The sequence below is a fragment of the Granulicatella sp. 20925_1_45 genome, assembly GCF_041433555.1.
In the GTDB taxonomy this organism is placed as follows: Bacteria; Bacillota; Bacilli; order Lactobacillales; family Aerococcaceae; genus Granulicatella.
Map to the genome: position 1 here is coordinate 1 of NZ_JAPWBR010000032.1, position 13,468 is coordinate 13,468.

Annotated in this window: 13 protein-coding genes and 1 riboswitch; of the genes, 1 reads left to right on the forward strand and 12 read right to left on the reverse strand. The window is 40.8% G+C overall.

Annotation, left to right across the window (positions count from 1 at the left end):
* Nucleotides 1-106 precede the first annotated feature (106 nt).
* From O3798_RS08430 to O3798_RS08470, 9 genes are all read right to left on the reverse strand, one after another.
* Nucleotides 107-412, reverse strand: a complete 306-nt coding sequence (locus O3798_RS08430; protein ID WP_371464277.1) for an MGMT family protein — start codon at nt 410-412, stop codon at nt 107-109.
* Nucleotides 405-1,646: a sensor histidine kinase gene (locus O3798_RS08435; RefSeq protein ID WP_371464278.1), complete on the reverse strand. Its 1,242-nt coding sequence runs from the start codon at nt 1,644-1,646 to the stop codon at nt 405-407. Before O3798_RS08435 ends, O3798_RS08430 begins: the two co-directional genes overlap by 8 nt.
* Nucleotides 1,647-1,679: 33 nt before the next feature.
* Nucleotides 1,680-2,354 (reverse strand): response regulator transcription factor, encoded by a 675-nt coding sequence (locus O3798_RS08440; RefSeq protein WP_048782127.1) that lies wholly within the window; start codon nt 2,352-2,354, stop codon nt 1,680-1,682.
* Nucleotides 2,355-2,405: 51 nt separating this feature from the next.
* Nucleotides 2,406-2,843, reverse strand: a complete 438-nt coding sequence (locus tag O3798_RS08445) for a MarR family winged helix-turn-helix transcriptional regulator (RefSeq protein WP_371464279.1) — start codon at nt 2,841-2,843, stop codon at nt 2,406-2,408.
* Nucleotides 2,844-3,585: 742 nt separating this feature from the next.
* Nucleotides 3,586-4,137 carry an energy-coupled thiamine transporter ThiT gene (gene thiT / locus O3798_RS08450; RefSeq protein WP_371464280.1) on the reverse strand — a complete coding sequence of 184 codons (552 nt, stop codon included), beginning with the start codon at nt 4,135-4,137 and terminating at the stop codon, nt 3,586-3,588.
* Between the two features lie 54 nt (nt 4,138-4,191).
* A riboswitch (TPP riboswitch) is annotated at nt 4,192-4,287 on the reverse strand.
* A 58-nt stretch (nt 4,288-4,345) separates the two neighbouring features.
* Nucleotides 4,346-6,118, reverse strand: coding sequence for an Ig-like domain-containing protein (locus tag O3798_RS08455; protein WP_371464281.1), 1,773 nt, complete (start codon nt 6,116-6,118; stop codon nt 4,346-4,348).
* A 217-nt stretch (nt 6,119-6,335) separates the two neighbouring features.
* A complete protein-coding gene (pfkB, locus tag O3798_RS08460; protein ID WP_371464282.1) occupies nt 6,336-7,259 on the reverse strand; it encodes a 1-phosphofructokinase in 924 nt (307 codons plus the stop codon).
* 15 nt (nt 7,260-7,274) lie between these two features.
* Nucleotides 7,275-8,033: a DeoR/GlpR family DNA-binding transcription regulator gene (locus O3798_RS08465; RefSeq protein WP_371464283.1), complete on the reverse strand. Its 759-nt coding sequence runs from the start codon at nt 8,031-8,033 to the stop codon at nt 7,275-7,277.
* 310 nt (nt 8,034-8,343) lie between these two features.
* A complete protein-coding gene (locus tag O3798_RS08470) occupies nt 8,344-9,636 on the reverse strand; it encodes a uracil-xanthine permease family protein (protein ID WP_371464284.1) in 1,293 nt (430 codons plus the stop codon).
* 274 nt (nt 9,637-9,910) lie between these two features.
* Here O3798_RS08470 and cysK point away from each other — a divergent pair, with 274 nt between their 5' ends.
* Complete coding sequence (gene cysK / locus O3798_RS08475; RefSeq protein WP_048712194.1) at nt 9,911-10,837, forward strand: cysteine synthase A; 927 nt, start codon at nt 9,911-9,913, stop codon at nt 10,835-10,837.
* 294 nt (nt 10,838-11,131) lie between these two features.
* Here the strand turns inward: cysK and O3798_RS08480 are convergent, their stop codons facing one another.
* From O3798_RS08480 to tnpA, 3 genes are all read right to left on the reverse strand, one after another.
* On the reverse strand, nt 11,132-12,070 hold the full coding sequence (locus O3798_RS08480) for a 2-keto-3-deoxygluconate permease (RefSeq protein ID WP_285251548.1): 939 nt from the start codon (nt 12,068-12,070) through the stop codon (nt 11,132-11,134).
* 46 nt (nt 12,071-12,116) lie between these two features.
* Nucleotides 12,117-12,866, reverse strand: coding sequence for an SDR family oxidoreductase (locus O3798_RS08485; protein WP_048711709.1), 750 nt, complete (start codon nt 12,864-12,866; stop codon nt 12,117-12,119).
* 257 nt (nt 12,867-13,123) lie between these two features.
* A partial coding sequence (gene tnpA, locus O3798_RS08490; RefSeq protein ID WP_371464285.1) for an IS200/IS605 family transposase occupies nt 13,124-13,468 on the reverse strand: 345 nt, incomplete at its 5' end.

A 13,468-nucleotide genomic window follows, 5' to 3' on the forward strand; every position in this document is an offset into this window, starting at 1 on the left:
CATATATGATAATTCGTACGAAAAAAAGACGCTGGAATAATTTTCCAAGCGTCTTTCATTTTGTATCTTTTTTAAAACAAAAGCCCAATCTTTATTGTAGATTGGGCTAATCCTCTTCCGGATTCCATTGATATTTTTTGAGTGATACATTTGTCGGACTTTTAAAGATGATTCTTTCAGCTTCTAATAATTCTTTTTGTTCAAACCATCCTGGTACCAGTCTTCCACTTGCATTAACGACTCTGTGGCAAGGATAGTCGCCATAGATTTCTACCTGACTTAAAATCTTTCCGACTAATCTTGCATTTTTCGGACGACCTATGAGACTAGCAATCTGTCCATAAGTAGCAACTTTTCCGCTTGGAATTTCACCAACCACCTCTAAAACTTCATAGATAAGTCGATCATCCATTTTTCTCACCCTCAATGACAAAGCGAATTTGAGTTTCACTTGTGAGTTCTGCTGTCAACTGTACATTGTTCGTTTCGGCAATCTTCTGCGCGATAGAAAGCCCTAGTCCGCTACCGCCTGTCGTACGATTTCTCGAACTGTCTACGCGGTAGAAGCGATCGAAAATCTGACTGACCTGTTCCTTCGTCATTGGTTCGGTTTCATTTCCAATGGCTAATTGATTTCGTTTTGCCTCGATGGTGATGACAGGTTCACCGACCGTATACTTCATCGCGTTATCGAGCAAGATACGAATCAACTCCATCATCGCACTCTTATTCGTTGTGATAATCGTTTGTGCCTCCCCAGTAAATTCTACCTGGAGTCCTTTTTCGTTTAAGACTGGTAAAATCTCTTCTACGATTGCTTTCGTAACGGCTACTAAATCGACTTCCTCTTTTGTCGCAGCCGCTTCTCCTTCGTCGTATCTTGAAAGAATTAACATCTGCTCTACAAGAGAGTTCAGACGCTTAATTTGGCGTTTATTACTATCGACAAATTTCGCCTCAGTGCCCATCATGGCAAGTAAATCCGTATTGGCAGAAAGAACCGCTAACGGTGTCTTAATCTCGTGACTCGCATTGGCGATAAATTGTTGCTGACGCTCCACGTTTTCGACAAACGGACGAATCGCGCGTTTCGATACGAGACGAACAAGAACATATACCACTGCTAAACAGAGAACAAAGACTGCTCCCGTTACCATCATCAATCTCGATATTTGTTGTGTCTCCTTATTAGCATCTACAAGGACAACCATTGTTCCGGCATCCGTCTTAGCAACTTGATAGCGAAGACTTCCTTCCCATCCTTGAGTGGCAGAACCTTGTGCGACACGTAGCCCCAACTCTTTTAACGCTTCTTCATCGAGCGATACTAAGTGAGTTCGGTCGACAGATTGGACCGTGCCATTTGCCACTCTTACGACTGCATAACGTGTTGCCATCTGATCATCTTTACGAAACTCCATTCCTTTTGGCATTCCATGTTCAGGATGTTCTTTAGGAGCCATTCCTCCCTCAGGTGCATCAGGAAAAGTTCCATCATTATTAACAAGCATTGTCCCAAGTCGGTCTACTTGATTGACGGTTTGGCGATAGTTCACAACGTTGACCGCCACTAGCACAACCAGCAGCACTGCCGTAAACGACAGCATCGCACTTTTCACAAAGCTTTTTTGAAGTTGTTTAAACATGCAAACTCCTCTTCTTTTCTAAAATCATCGGGATTACGCTTCGACCATCAATTGATAGCCCAAACCACGTGCAGATTTAATCGTCACGTTCGCATCGATGCTCGCTAATTTTTTACGGAGAGATGAAATATTCACCCACACCACATTAATCTCAGCATCTGAGTCGAGTCCCCAAACTTTTTCCATAATCAAATCGGTTGATAATACTTGATTGCTATTCATCATGAAGTATTCCATCAATTGGAACTCTTTATTATTCAACAACACTTGTCCGCTGGCTGATTCCATTGTGAACTTATCGCGGTTAAGCTCGATATTTCCGATGTTCATCACAGATGCCACAAAGACATTTGGGCGGCGAAGCAATGATTTCACACGCGCTAATAATTCAGGCGCCTCGAACGGCTTCGTTAAATAATCGTCCGCTCCTTCTTCAAGACCTGTCACTTTATCTTCTAATTGGCTTTTTGCCGTTAACATCAACACTGGCGTTGTATTTCCACCCGCACGCAATTCACGGACCACTTCGATTCCTGATTTCTTCGGCATCATGACATCCAGCAAGATTAAATCATACGGTGTTGATTCGGCATAAAATAGCGCATCCGCCCCATCGTGAACAACCTCCACGCTATATTTTTGCATTTCAAGCATCATTTTCAGCGCTTCTGCTAAATCAATTTCATCTTCTGCTACTAAAATTCTCATAGTCGCACCTCTTCTTTTTTCTTAAGTATACGTTTCGTACTTAAAATTTACTTAAACCGACTTACATGTGTTCTCAAATGAGACTAGTAGCTCACGCAATTGTTGCTTTTGGTTGCAGTCCAATCCACGTAAGGTATGTTCCATCATTTGATGTTGCGCTGGAATTAAATCATCCAGCAATTTCTTTCCTTTTTCTGTTAATGAAATATGTTTTGTCTTCCAATCTTTTTCAATCGAAATCAACTCTAATTTTTCTAAATGACGAATGCAATGCGTAATATTTCCCTGCGTCAAATTCAACGTTTGCGCAATCGTCTTTTGATCCATCGTTTGATTTCGGAAAATCAGATGTAACACTTCAAAATGAGTTGGATTCAATCCCACCTCTTTTAATGACATCGAAAAAGTTTTCAAGTTCTCATTGTAGATTTTCATAATCATCATCCAAATCTCATGAGACACATTCATTTTTTCGCATTCTGTAACCATACCAACACCTCTTTCATCGTTTACTTTACTATTGAAATGACCTCCTGTCAAACTCTCTCTCCCTCAATCCACTAAGGAATTACACTCGCTAAAATATGAGCACTCTCTAACTCCCTGCATCCTCTTTTCCCCCTCCTAGCTCCTAGGGAAATTGGTTTAACTAAAACCAGGTCCTTTTACTCAAAAAGAGTAAGAAAAACGATTGGCTTCACTGAAGAGCGCACACTTTTTCCCTTCTTCGGCCACCCTTTAAAATGGTTTAACCGAAACTAGGTCTCTTATTGGTAAAGCACGAGTGCCTTCACCAAAAAAGCACTGAAAAGCACACACATTTTTTACACCCTCATCATATTAAAAGGTTTAACCGAAACCAGATCCTTTTACTGAAAAAGAGTAAGAAAAACGAGTGGCTTCACTGAAGAGCACACACTTTTCCCTTCTTCGGCCACCCTTTAAAATGGTTTAACTGAAACTAGATCTCTTATTGGTAAAGCAGGAGTGCCTTTGGATTCTGTAGTAGTGATAATAGCGAGTGCAACCAATGTGAATTACTGACACTTGGAATTTATTCCTAGTGTCAGTTTGAAGCTTGGTAGGCGTTGAGACCTCAGGCTCAACCCGTTGCAGCTATTATTTCTACTACAGAGACATCCAAAGCGCACGAAGTGCTTTACCCTTATTTTTCCAATAAAAAAAGAGCCCTGGTTTCAGGTTAAACCAGGACTCGGAAAGCACAATTTCCCTAGTGAGCTATCCAAATTTTTTTCTGACGAATCAGCGCCACACACGCAATCACTACCACAATGAAAGTTCCGAGTGCTGCTGTTCCGTTAACAGTGAGAGAATATAACCATGGGCTCATTCCTTCTGGTGCATATTTACCCCAGAAAATAACCCCGGCAATATAGTGGAAGAAGTAGCGAACGCCTACTCCTACAAAAGCTGCAGTACAAGCTAACGTAATCGCACTTGTATATTTCTCAGCTTTTAATGCTTTTTGGAACGGACTATATAGAAGTCCTGCAAGTCCCATCACTGCAAATGCAATGACATATTCAATGAGTACTTGTTCAACAGACAAGAATGCCACTTTACCTAACGCGAAGTGGAGTAATCCCCATAGCAAACCTGCTGCTAAACCTGGTGTCAAGCCGCGACGTAGTGAAAAAATAACAAGAACAATTGCTCCCCACGACGGTGAAAACCACCCAGCAAAGTCCGGAATAAAGGACATCGCCATTGACAATGCTGCAATAATTGCAACTTCTACCCATACTAAAACATTTCTCTTCATACAAAAAGAGCCTCCTTCGTTTGTTGAAAAACACAAAGAGACTCCGTCTAAAACTTCGAAATCAAATACAATTCCTACGCACGTACTAACGTAACAGGTTCAAGGGTTTGTAACTACATCTCAGCCAAAATGGCACCCCTTTGTACTTTTCACATATTTAACTGTTTCTAATATACTACTGTAGAGCATATTTAGCAAGCATTATTGACTATGCTTGTGAATTTTTCTTATTGACAATGACTAACATTGATCCTGCTAGAAGTGCCACTACTGCTGCCCAAACTCCTACAGTTTTTGTACCTGTATTAGGAAGTTCTGGTGCTTCTGTTGTAGTTTCTACTGTTGTTGGTGCAACTGTTGTAGAAGCCGCTGTCGTTGGTGCTTCTGTTGTTGTTGTACTTGTTGTTGGAGCTTCTGTCATTGTTGTTGACGTTGTAGACTCCGTAGTAGTTGTTGTAGTTGTTGGCGCAACGGTAGTAGTCGTCGTTGTTGTTGTAGACTCAGTTGTCACCGCAGTTGTTGTTGGCTCCTCTGTCGTTGTTGACGTTGTAGACTCAGTTGTTGTCGTACTTGTTGTAGGAGCTTCTGTCGTCGTTGTTGACGTTGTAGACTCAGTTGTTGTCGTACTTGTTGTAGGAGCTTCTGTCGTCGTTGTTGACGTTGGTGCTTCCGTTGTAGTCGTACTTGTCGTTGGAGCTTCTGTCGTCGTTGTAGTAGTTGTTGTCGTTGTCTCTGCTTTATTGACAATTTCCTTACGAGCTACTTTACTTGCATCAAAATCTGCTGCATTTACTACTACATCGTCTTCTAACAGTTGGAATCCTGAAGGAGCTTTTGTTTCACGAATAATGTATTCATCGCGTAATAAGTTGGATACTTTTGCAGTACCATCTGCTCCTGTAACTAATTTACCAACAGATTTACCAGTTACTTTACGGATAACGTCAAATTCAGCGTTTGCTAAAGCTGAACCATCGTCCCCTTTTTTATCGATCACAATTTCAAATGTGTAACCATCCGCTGAACCACTAGCTGTTTGATATACATATGGTGATTCTTTTGCATCAATACGTGTTTTGTTTGCATCTAAGCTTGCGTAGTTCACGAATGTTTCCCCTGAAGCTGGCGCATAAGGAACACGCACTTTATACTCGATTAAGTAGCCATCTGCTTGAGCGACATCGCCTAATTTCACTGTAAAGCTCTTGTTATCTGCTGCAAAAGTCACTTCTTTATCAGTCACAAGCTGTCTATTCTTCAAGGCAAGTTTTCCGTCATTTCCTTCGCCCCAAACGCCTTTATAAACTTTTACGCTTGATGGAACATATTCCATACCGTCTGTTTGCAATTGGTCTGTTACGATAGCATCTGCAAATGCTTGTTTTGTCGCATTCACACGTAATTCATACGTACGAGTAATGCTTCCGTCTTCTGCTGTTTTTGTTCCCCAGCTCACTTTGTCAAACTCTTTACTTAAGTCTCCAGGAACAAATACATAATTAAATTCACCGACTGTTTTTGTTTGTTTGTCGATTGTTAATTTTACTGGAATTTTTGTGTTTTCATGTTGTTTTGTAATATCTACACGGACTGCAAATTTTAAATTACCTGTAATGTCTGAACGTTTTTCTACAAAGTCTGTATACGTTAGCGTGATTGTTTTTGTATCACGATTAATAACCGCATCTGCAATCACATCGCCTGCATCATTTGTAATTTTAAACGTTTGATTTTCAATAAATTTCAAGTTGTCTGGCAACTTAATTTCCGTCGTATCTCCCTTAGCGGCTGTTGACGGAATCCCAAAATTCATCTCCACGCTAATATCTGTGTATTGATCTGCTGGCGATTTTGCTGGTGTCACTACTTGTTTTGTCACATTAAGCGCCACTTCTTTCGCCGATACTACTGGACTCTTTAATCCTCCCAAAATAAGGAATACAGTTAAAAGTCCTAAAAATAAATAACATACTTTCTTCATGTTTTTCCCTCCATTTTTTTGAAAACACTATTTGCAGTATACACATGTTTCCTCTTGCGTGCAACAAAATAACGTTTTCTTTCAGAAAAATACTCGTTTTCTATCTATTTGCAAAAAATGTTATGGTTTTTCATGAAAAAAAGGCTCCTAGGAAACCCTAGGAGCCGAAATTCAAATCTCTTCTTTAATAAATCTGATAATTTCACTTTCTACTTCTCTACTTTTGCAGTTTTGTAACCACTACTTGTGGTAATAACTCTTCAATAAATGATTTTTCAGCAATTCCTACAGAGAAGGCTGTCGCACTTCCTGTAGCGGCTCCTTGTTTCAAGCTCGCTGCGTAATCTTTGGTTTCAATAAATTTCGCCATAAAGCCTGAAAGCATTGAGTCTCCTGCTCCAACTGAGTTGACTAATTTTCCTTTTGGAACATTTGATGTATAGACTTCACCAGTTTCACTAAGGAGCATTGCTCCGTCACCCCCACGAGAAATCAAAACATTTCGAGCCCCCATGTCTTGGAGTTTTTTCACATAATCGACAATTTGTTCTTCCGTTTCAATCGTTACCCCAAAAATCTCCCCTAACTCATGATGGTTTGGTTTGATAATGAATGGGTGATATGGAAGACATTTCGTTAATAAATCTTTTGTTGTGTCTAATACTAATTTAACGCCTTTATCATCGCACAATTTCGCAATCGTTGTGTACGCAGAGTGATCCATCCCATTACCGGCATTTCCGGCTAGGAATACCACATCGCCCAATTGTAAGTTTCCTTCAAAGTACTCCACTAAACGAGCGAAATCTTCTTTCGATACGACTGGTCCATTGGCGTTGATTTCCGTTTCTTCGGTACTCTTTAATTTCAAATTAATACGCGTAACTCCGTCGATTTCGATGAAGTTCGTATGAATCCCTTCTGATTGCAATGCTTCTTTAATGAAGTTCCCTGAGAAGCCTGCCAAGAAACCTGTTGCAGTATTGTCAAATCCTAACCGCTTCAAGATGACAGACATATTAATTCCTTTCCCACCTGCCACGTAGTTTTCTTCTACAGAACGGTTTAATGTGCCAAGTTCGCAGTTTGGAACTTTAACAACAAGGTCTATCGCTGGATTAAACGTAATCGTGTAGATCATGCTATCTCTCCTTTATTATGCGTCCATTTCAACAAGACGAATGCTTCCGGCCATACGGTACCGTAAATCGGCTTGCTCCTTCGTCGTGTTTGTGACCATGGTTACTTGATGAAAATCCGCAACCTTACAGAGACTTACTTTAGCAAATTTGCTCGAATCGGCCAAAACATACGCCTGATTACTCTTATTAATCGCAATTTTTTTAATCGTTGCTTCTTCTTCGTCTGGAGTCGTATAGCCATAGCTTAAATCGACACCGTTCATTCCAAGGAAAGCTTTTTTGAAGAAATACTCGCGTAATTGGTTTTGAGCAAGAGTCCCCACAACCGCGCTCGTTTCTGTTTTAACTTGTCCACCAAGGAGCACCGTTTTAATGCCATAGTCTGCTAATAAGTGTGCTTGTTGCACGCCGTTTGTAATGACAGTGACATCCTTTCCTTCTAAATGCGGAATCATACGAAGCGTTGTCGTCCCCGCATCCATATAAATCGTTTCGCCTTTTGTGACAAGGGATGCAGCGTAGCGCCCGATGCATTCTTTCTCACGTCGATTTGAACGTTCCTTTTCTTTTATGGTTGGTTCATACTCTTTTGAATAGACGCGTTTAGCTCCACCGTGTACACGAATCAGCGTTCCTTCCTCTTCTAATAAAGAAAGGTCACGACGAACTGTCGATTCAGAAGCACCTAGCGCCTCCATTAAGTCTCTTAGGTGTACTGTATCTTCCTTTTCTAATAAGTCCAAAATGATTCTTCTACGTTTTTCAGTAAGCATAAAGCTCCTCCTACAATCGACAAATATTCGTTGAAAATCCGGCCTTTAAACGGTCAAAAACTCCCATATGTATATAATATAATTTATATAGACAATTACATTCCTTATATAATATAAAATTATATAGCAACCGGTGCAAGTAATTTACGTACTTTATGAAAGAGGAAATTACACTATTTGAGATATTTTCTGAATACTTCCGGTAGTATTCTTTCTATACTATTTTTAATATATTCGAATCCTCTTTATTAAGGCATAAAAAAGACGCCAGAGATTCCTCTGACGCCCTTATTGTTCGCTAACATTTTAATTATTTTTCTTCCGTTTTTTCGTGTGGCAAGATTAAGTTTAAGACGATTCCGGCAATCGCACAAAGCGCTGTCCCTGATAAAGTGACAGGCCCTACTTCAAGCACTGCTGCACCAAGTCCAAGGACTAACATTGAGCTTGCGATAATGAGATTTCGCACTTGTCTGAAGTCCACTTGTTTTTCGATTAATACTTTCAACCCGTTGGAAGCAATAACCCCGTATAAGAGAATCGCCATTCCACCTAGCACTGCATTTGGAATCGTACGGATGAGCGCTGTGAATTTACCAAAGAAGCTGAATCCAATCGCAATCAGTGCTGCGTTACGAATAACCGATACAGATGCGATACGAGTTAACCCTACAACCCCTGTATTTTCACCGTAAGTTGTATTGGCAGGCCCTCCAAGGAAGGCAGATACGGCTGTTGCGACCCCGTCCCCAATCAGCGTACGGTGTAAGCCTGGGTCCTTCAAGAATTGACGTCCGCAGATTTCACTTAATACGGTGTGGTCCCCGATATGTTCAGCAATCGTTACAACAGCTACTGGCAGAAGCGCCCATGTTTCAGGCCCGAAGTATAAGTTATATTGATGGAATAATCCGTTTGTATTGAATGGCAAGTATAATTCTGGCAACGCAATCCATTGTGCTTCAATGACTTTTGTGAAATCGACTAGTCCAAAGAAGATGGCCACGATATATCCACCGATAATCCCAAATAGGAATGGAATGATTTTCAAGAACCCTTTTGCTTTTGTATTAATGAATGCTGTGATGAGGAATGTTACGACTGCAACTAACATTGGCTTCCAGTCACCATCTTTTACAAATCCGGCGTTCGTTACCGCACCATTGGCAAGACCTAAACCGATGACGATAATCATTGGTCCAATGACGATTGGAGGTAAGAGTCGGTTAATCCAATTTGTTCCTAAGAATTTAACAAATAAGGCCACAATCACATAGAGTAGTCCGACTAATATAACCCCCGTTTGCGCAGCATCTGGTTTTCCTTCCATTTGTGCCATCGCGAATTGCATCGCCGTAATAAAAGCAAAAGAGGATCCCAAGTAAACAGGCACTTTAAACTGCGTCGCAACCATATAGATTAGCGTTCCTAATCCTGACGCAAATAAAGCAACCGATACTGGCATCCCCAATATTAACGGCACTAAAACAGTGGCACCAAACATCGCAAACACGTGCTGTAAACTTAGTAGCAGCCCAGGCACGAGCTCCGGTTTTTGATCCACATCTAACAACAGATCGACTTTTGAAGTTTGTAACTCCATTTTACCCTCTTTTCCGGGCGTTTTTGTGCACACAAAAAGCCCTATGTTTTTTAAGCGTAGGGCTAGTCTAATAAACTTGATCTTAGCCTTTCTCACCTCTCTGGATGAGTTTAAAAGCCCTTGCTAGCAGATAGTGTATCACACCTAAATTGGATTTGCTATACTTTTTTCTGTTTTTTTTAAACAAAAGTATTGTTCCCATTATCAATCCCAGTTAAAATGGTAACAAGCAACCCTTAAAGTTGCCCAGTCTAACTTTATGGAGGGATCATTTATGGTCAAATCAGTAGAAACTATCACAGAATTAATCGGGAACACTCCCCTTGTGAAACTACGTCGTTTAGTTTCAGACGATTCTGCAGATGTATATGTAAAAGTCGAGTCGTTTAACGCCGGTGGATCTGTGAAAGATCGTATCGCTTTAAACATCATCGAAACAGCTGAGAAAGATGGTAGCCTAAAACCTGGCGATACAATCATCGAAGCAACAAGTGGAAATACAGGGGTAGGACTTTCATTAATCGGTGCTGCCAAAGGATACAAGGTCATCACAATTATGCCTGAATCTATGTCTATCGAACGCCGTCAATTAATGAAAGCATACGGTACAGAAGTATTATTAACACCTGCTGCGGATGGATTCGGCGCTGCCGTTGCCAAAGCAGAAGAATTAGCGGCACAACCTGGCTACTTCTGGGCACGTCAATTCGACAACGAAGCAAACCCAGCTATCCACTATCAAACAACTGGGCAAGAAATTATAAAAGCCTTCGACGGAAAAACTCCAGATGCTTACATCAGTGGTATCGGTACTGGTGGTACGATCACAGGTGTTGGCCGTGCGTTAAAAGAAGTGAACAAAGACGTTGAAATCATCGGGGTTGAACCTGAAGAAGCACCATTTATTTCTAAAGGTCAAAAAGGAAAACACCGCATCCAAGGAATTTCTGCTGGTTTTGAGCCAAGCATTATCGACCGCGAAGTTATCGACGGCTTTGAACTTGTTTCAAGTGACGATGCTATCGAAACAGCGAAAAACTTAGCTGCTAAAGAAGGTATCCTTGCTGGTATTTCTTCTGGAGCTGCTGTCACTGCCGCTCTACGCGTGGCAAAACGCTTAGGAAAAGGCAAATCTGTTGTAGTTCTCCTACCTGATACAGGAGAACGCTACCTTTCAACAGGCATTTTCGGTGAAGCGTAATTCATTATAAAAAAAAATAAGAGAAGAGTCTCAGATACTTTATTGCAATCTTTTGAATTCAGTATTTGTGGTTCTTTTTTTTGTGCGAAAAATTCAGTCGAAAGGCGTTTAGAATCCAGATGTATCATGCATGATACACTCTACTCTTTTTGTATCAATTTTGATACGTATCATTTTTGATACAACTCAACTTTTCGATGTAACATTTTTGTTACGTAACATAATTGTTACACTCGAAGCAAAACAAAAACCACCTCGGAAAATTTTCCAAGGTGGTTTCACTTTTAAATTCGATTAAGCTTCTTGTGCTTTGGCTTCTTTTTTGTTTCCGAATTTCTTAGCAATATACGCTGTTAAGATTGGAGTTAAAATAGCTGTTACGATTACTGAAGCTGTAATTTGAGTCGTTGCTGTTGCTTCGATTCCTTTGAACGAAGCATCCACTGCTGAAAGTGCAGCTGGTGTAGCGATAGCGCTGGCTGCTGTACTTGAGATGGCAGCACCGGCAACCCCGTTACCACCTGTTAAGCGGTCTGCGGTGATAGATGCAATACCACCGACAAATGTAGTAATCACCCCTAGTAAAATACCAGGTAGACCACCTTCAAGGATTTGGCCAAAGCTCATGTTAGCCCCTAAACAGAAACCAACGACGATAATGATGGCTGTAATCCCGTTTGAAAGAACTTTCTTCATGTATGGGAAGGCATTCCCTAACGCAATCCCTAACACAAGTGGCAATACAGTTCCGACTAAGTTCCAAATCGAGATGTTTGCAAGACCTGCACTACTTAATACGGCCATTGTTACCATTGGTCCAACGCTAAGTGTTGTAATCCCAACGGCACCAGCATCGATTTCATCCCCGTATACATCTACAATACCCGCATACATTGCGTTGTTGGCTACTGAAATGGCACCGATAACGGCAACGGCGCTAAGTCCGAGGAAGTTGTCATTGAATACTTTCGCAACCAATAACCCTAAGACTACAGATACCGCAATTTTTGCTAAAATAATCGCTGCCCCACGTCCAACGGCTTTTGGTGTGTTTTTAAGAGAAATGGTACCCCCGATAATGAAGAGGAATGCCCCAACAAGTGGTCCAGCACCTTTCACGATTGGAGTGGTAAATCCACCAATTTGTAATATTTGAGGGAAAAATGTATTAATCACACATCCAATAAACATTGGAATAATGATTGTATCCCCAGGAATTTTAATCTTTTTCATACTGTTCACAATCCTTCTCTGATTTGGAATAAGACTCTAGCTAAAATCAGCCATCTAATGTGATACCGCCATCGCAGTCACCGATTTCCCCTGTAACGAAGCTTGCAAGGTCGCTTGCGAAGAAGAGAATCATTTGAGCGATTTCAGTAGGTTCTGCACGACGTCCAAGAGGGATCATGCTGATAACTTTTTGGCTCTTTTCTTTATCTTCTGATAAAACTGTTGTCATATCTGTACGAGTGAATGAAGGACATACAGCATTACATGCGATATTGTACTTACCGCCTTCTTTAGCAACGGCTTTTGTTAAACCATTTAAACCAGCTTTAGAAGAAGCATAAGCAGCAGTACCTAAAAGTCCACCACCAAGTTTAGCAGCAACTGAAGATACGTTTACGATACGTCCACCTTTGTTTTCGATAAAGTGTGGGAAAATTGTGCTAATTGTTGAGAAGCATCCTGAAAGATTGATACGGATAGTTCTTTCCCATTCTTCGTATGTTAATTGGTCGAAAGGTTTTGCACTAATAACCCCAGCGCAGTTCACTAAGATGTCTACTTTGCGTTCTGCTAAAATTTCGTTCATGCTTTTTACGATAGATTCATGATTTCCTAAATCCATGTATTTGAAGCTTGTGTGTTCTGGTCCGAACTCTTCAACTGTTTTGTTTGCTGCAGCTTCATTAATATCTGCAATGACTACAAAACCGCCGCCGTTAACGATACCGCGAACGATTTCTTTACCAATACCATTTGCCCCACCAGTGACAATGGCAACTTTACCTGTGAAATCCATTAGATCACGTCCTTTGATTTGATATGTTCATTGTATCACTAAATAATGAAGTTTCGCCTTGTTTTGTGGTTAACATTTGTTAACTTTTTAACGTATTTTTGATGAACTATATGTTCCGCTAACCTCACGAAAACCGCAGTACTAAAAGGTTTCTAGAAATAAATATCCACCGGCTAAGCCGGTGGTTTTTCAGTTTCGGGCATAGCCCTGATCTCAGAGCGACGCCTCAAGGCGCTCGTGTGGCCTGCGACGAGCACCTATTTACGTTTTCCTGTAAACGGATCTTCCAATTCTAATTCCAATTGTTCCGCTATATGATCTTCTTTTAGTTGATTCCGTATATACTCTCCAATGGCTTTCGAATTCTTTCCAACCGAATCTACATAAAACCCTCTACACCAAAATGATCTATTTCGATACTTAAATCTTGCATTCGCCCATCTTTCAAATATCATTTGGCTGCTTTTCCCTTTTAAATATCCTACAAAACCAGAAACACTCATTTTGGGTGGTATTTCTACTAACATGTGCACATGATCCACGCAGACTTCTGCTTCGATTATATTTACATGTTTCCATTCGCATAACTGCCGTAACATTCT

Coding starts and splice junctions, on each gene's coding strand:
- O3798_RS08470 (WP_371464284.1), bottom strand. CDS start 9,636: ATGGAGTTACAAACTTCAAAAGTCGATCTGTTGTTAGATGTGGATCAA.
- O3798_RS08485 (WP_048711709.1), bottom strand. CDS start 12,866: ATGGATTTCACAGGTAAAGTTGCCATTGTCACTGGTGGGGCAAATGGT.
- O3798_RS08465 (WP_371464283.1), bottom strand. CDS start 8,033: ATGCTTACTGAAAAACGTAGAAGAATCATTTTGGACTTATTAGAAAAG.
- O3798_RS08480 (WP_285251548.1), bottom strand. CDS start 12,070: ATGAAAAAGATTAAAATTCCTGGGGATACAATCATTATTCCAATGTTT.
- pfkB (WP_371464282.1), bottom strand. CDS start 7,259: ATGATCTACACGATTACGTTTAATCCAGCGATAGACCTTGTTGTTAAA.
- thiT (WP_371464280.1), bottom strand. CDS start 4,137: ATGAAGAGAAATGTTTTAGTATGGGTAGAAGTTGCAATTATTGCAGCA.
- cysK (WP_048712194.1), top strand. CDS start 9,911: ATGGTCAAATCAGTAGAAACTATCACAGAATTAATCGGGAACACTCCC.
- O3798_RS08440 (WP_048782127.1), bottom strand. CDS start 2,354: ATGAGAATTTTAGTAGCAGAAGATGAAATTGATTTAGCAGAAGCGCTG.
- O3798_RS08435 (WP_371464278.1), bottom strand. CDS start 1,646: ATGTTTAAACAACTTCAAAAAAGCTTTGTGAAAAGTGCGATGCTGTCG.
- O3798_RS08445 (WP_371464279.1), bottom strand. CDS start 2,843: ATGGTTACAGAATGCGAAAAAATGAATGTGTCTCATGAGATTTGGATG.
- O3798_RS08430 (WP_371464277.1), bottom strand. CDS start 412: ATGGATGATCGACTTATCTATGAAGTTTTAGAGGTGGTTGGTGAAATT.
- O3798_RS08455 (WP_371464281.1), bottom strand. CDS start 6,118: ATGAAGAAAGTATGTTATTTATTTTTAGGACTTTTAACTGTATTCCTT.